Origin of the sequence: Collinsella aerofaciens, assembly GCF_040910245.1 — a bacterium.
Taxonomy (GTDB): domain Bacteria; phylum Actinomycetota; class Coriobacteriia; order Coriobacteriales; family Coriobacteriaceae; genus Collinsella.
On record NZ_JBDGAY010000041.1, the window covers coordinates 1 to 3262 of the forward strand.

General features: G+C 61.2%; 3 protein-coding genes. All 3 read left to right on the forward strand.

Annotated features, from left to right (window positions below):
* Nucleotides 1-276: arginine deiminase family protein (locus AB5Z20_RS09750; RefSeq protein ID WP_368157163.1), on the forward strand; the 276-nt coding region annotated here is incomplete at its 5' end.
* A gap of 105 nt (nucleotides 277-381) precedes the next feature.
* The gene (argF, locus tag AB5Z20_RS09755; RefSeq protein WP_368157164.1) at nucleotides 382-1377 is read left to right on the forward strand and encodes an ornithine carbamoyltransferase; all 996 of its coding nucleotides are present in this window, start codon (nucleotides 382-384) and stop codon (nucleotides 1375-1377) included.
* Nucleotides 1378-1515: 138 nt separating this feature from the next.
* Complete coding sequence (locus tag AB5Z20_RS09760; RefSeq protein ID WP_438861074.1) at nucleotides 1516-3003, forward strand: YfcC family protein; 1488 nt, start codon at nucleotides 1516-1518, stop codon at nucleotides 3001-3003.
* Nucleotides 3004-3262: the final 259 nt, after the last annotated feature.

A 3262-nucleotide genomic window follows, 5' to 3' on the forward strand; every position in this document is an offset into this window, starting at 1 on the left:
CACGTCCTGGAGGACGCCACCGGCGTCGACCAGGTCAAGCTGATCCCCTGCGGCGGCGGCGACCCGATCGCGGCCTCTCGCGAGCAGTGGAACGACGGCTCCAACACCCTGTGCGTCGAGCCCGGCAAGATCTGCGTCTACGCCCGCAACACCGTCACCAACGACGTGCTGTACAAGGAGGGCCTGGACCTTCTCGTCGTGCCCTCCGCCGAGCTCTCCCGCGGCCGCGGCGGCCCGCGCTGCATGAGCATGCCCTTCTGGCGCGAGGACCTCTAAGTCTTTCCGTTTCCGGTGCGGTCCCCCTACAACCGCACCGGTTTCGCCCGTCAAACGGGCAACACTAATACTTACGTAATTCATTTTTTCGAAAGGAAACGAACCATGGGTGTTAACCTCTCCGGCCGTAGCTTCCTCAAGCTCCTCGACCTCTCCACCGAGGAGATCGAGTACTTGCTCAAGCTTTCCAAGAACTTCAAGGACATGAAGCGCGCTGGCGTTCCGCACCGCTATCTCGAGGGCAAGAACATCGTTCTGCTCTTCCAGAAGACCTCCACTCGTACCCGCTGCGCCTTCGAGGTCGGCGGCATGGATCTGGGCATGGGCGTCACCTACCTCGATCCCGGTTCGTCGCAGATGGGCAAGAAGGAGTCCATTGAGGACACCGCCCGCGTTCTCGGCCGCATGTATGACGGCATCGAGTTCCGTGGCTTTGCCCAGGACGACGTCGAGGAGCTCGCTGCTAAGTCCGGCGTGCCCGTGTGGAACGGCCTGACCACTGAGTGGCACCCCACCCAGATGCTCGCCGACATCCTGACCGTCCAGGAGAACTTCAACTACGACATCAAGGGCAAGACCCTCGTCTTCATGGGTGACTGCAAGAACAACGTTGCTCGCTCCCTCATGGTTGTCTGCTCCAAGCTCGGCATGAACTTCGTGGCCTGCGGCCCCGAGGAGTGCATGCCCGCCGACGACGTCATCGAGGCCTGCAAGCCCATCGCCGAGGCCAACGGCTGCACCATCAAGCTGACCACCGACGTCAAGGACGGCGTCACCGGTGCCGACGTTATCTACACCGACGTGTGGGTCTCCATGGGCGAGCCCGACGAGGTCTGGGCCGAGCGCATCGCTCAGCTCACCCCGTATCGCGTTACCTCCGAGGTCATGGCTACGGCCAACCCGGGTGCCATCTTCCTGCACTGCCTGCCCAGCTTCCACGACACCAACACCACGATTGGCGCCGAGAAGTGCGAGCAGTTCGGCATCACCGAGCAGGAGGTCACCGACGAGGTCTTCGAGAGCCCCGCTTCCAAGGTCTTCGACGAGGCCGAGAACCGCATGCACACCATCAAGGCTGTTATGTACGCCACGCTCAAGTAAGAGCATCTAGCATCTCGCTCGGGGTGTCTTGCTGCACACCCCGAGCGGCTTTGTCTGGTAAATATCTCGCGTCGGGCGGTGGGCACGGCACGGAAGATCCGCTTCGCGCGAGAAAGTTAAATGATTTATGAAGGGGGGATGAGAACCATGACTGAGACCGCTAAGAAAAAGCGCGGTATGCCTTCATCGTTCACCATTCTTCTAGCTCTGCTGGCAATTGTTGCAGTGATTACCGTTATCGTCTCCGGCACGTCCGGCGGCGCGGTTACCGCAGCCCGTCTGAGCGATTTCTGCACCGCCCCGATCCTGGGCTTCGCTGACGCTCTGCCTGTCTGCCTCTTCGTTATGATCCTGGGCGGCTTCCTCGGCATGATGACCGAGACCGGCGCCCTGGACAACGGCATCGCCGTTCTGGTGCAGAAGCTTAAGGGCAACGAGATTATGCTCATTCCCGTGCTGATGCTCATCTTCTCCCTCGGTGGCACCACCTATGGTATGTGCGAGGAGACCGTTCCCTTCTACGCCCTGCTCGCCGCTACCATGATGGCCGCTGGCTTCGACCCCATGGTCGGTGCCGCTACCGTCCTGCTCGGCGCTGGCTGCGGCTGCCTGGGCTCCACGGTTAACCCGTTCGCCGTCGGCGCTGCCGTCGACGCTCTGACCGGCGTTGGCATTGAGGTCAACCAGTCCATCATCATCGGCCTCGGTGCCGTCCTGTGGATTGTCACTACCGCTATGTCCATCTTCTTCGTGATGAACTATGCCAAGAAGGTCAAGGCTGACAAGGGTTCCACCATCCTGTCGATGCAGGAGCTCAAGGACGCCGAAGAGGCTCACGGCAAGGCTGCTTCCGAGGTCCACAAGGAGGTCAAGCTCACCGGTCGTCAGAAGGGTGTTCTGATCGCCTTCGCCTTCACCTTCGTCGTCATGATCGTCGGCTTCATCCCGCTGGCCGACCTCAACGAGGGCGTCGCCAACTTCTTCGACGCTGGCGCTGTCTACGATGCCGACGGTAACGCCGTCGTCCAGGGCTGGTCTGCCCTGATCACCGGCCTGCCCATTGGCCAGTGGTACTTCGACGAGGCTTCCACCTGGTTCTTCCTCATGGCCGTCCTGATCGGTATCATCGGAGGCCTGTCCGAGAAGCAGATCGTCAACACCTTCATCACCGGCGCTGCCGACATGATGTCCGTTGTTCTCGTCATCGCCCTCGCCCGTGGTATCTCCGTCCTCATGGCTAACACCGGCCTCGACGTCTACGTCCTCGACGCTGCCGCCAATGCTCTGGCTGGCCTGTCCGGCGTGATCTTCGCTCCCATGAGCTTCCTGGTCTACTTCGGCCTGTCCTTCCTGATTCCCTCGACCTCTGGTATGGCTACCGTCTCCATGCCCATCATGGGACCGCTGGCTGTTAAGCTCGGCTTCTCGCCCGAGGTCATGGTCATGATCTTCTCCGCTGCTATCGGTGTCGTGAACCTGTTCACCCCGACCTCCGGTGCCATCATGGGCGGTCTCGCCCTGGCCAAGATCGAGTGGACGACCTGGCTCAAGTTTGCCCTTAAGCTCATCGTCGCGCTCTCCGTCGTCTGCGCCGTCATCCTGACCGTCGCCTGCGTGCTGCTCTAAGTACCCAACGGGTACCCCACGGAAACCTTGACGATCCTGTAAAGGATCACCTGGTCATCGTCTGTCCGGTGGGTTCAACCCACCGGTAGACTCCTACCTTTAGCCCCCTCCCGTTCCGTGCGCGGGAGGGGGCGACTTGCGTTCCGGCGTTTTACCAAACGCCGGAACCACTCGACGCTGCAAGCCCGCCAGAGCGAGCAAGGTGACGTGAAAGAGGAGGGCATAGGCCTTTTGGCCATGCCCGACGATTGAACGTCAG